This window comes from Pseudomonas sp. LSJ-87 (genome assembly GCF_032971465.1).
GTDB classification, from domain to species: Bacteria; Pseudomonadota; Gammaproteobacteria; order Pseudomonadales; family Pseudomonadaceae; genus Aquipseudomonas; species Aquipseudomonas putida_Z.
In genome coordinates, this window is the sequence record NZ_JAWJYQ010000118.1 from 1 (window position 1) to 219 (window position 219).

The 219-nt window shown below is 61.2% G+C and carries 1 protein-coding gene; it reads left to right on the forward strand.

Translation table 11 applies throughout. The features are described 5' to 3' along the window. The coding region (locus RYH74_RS26330; protein ID WP_317410627.1) for an immunoglobulin-like domain-containing protein at nt 1-219 on the forward strand (219 nt) is incomplete at both ends.

Consider the following 219-nt stretch of genomic DNA (forward strand, 5'->3'; position numbering starts at 1 on the left):
TATCTCGGGCGGCAACTACGAGAAGACCGTGGCCACCGGCGAGCCGGTGACAACCGTGACCGATGGTCCAGGTACCAAGGACGTTACTCACCTGACCCTGAGCGCGACGCCGACAGTCGCCGAGGGTGGCAAGATCACCTACACCGCCACCTTGACCAACAAGGCCGGTACCGATCTGGTCATCAAACTGAGCAATGGCGAGACCATCACCATTGCGGC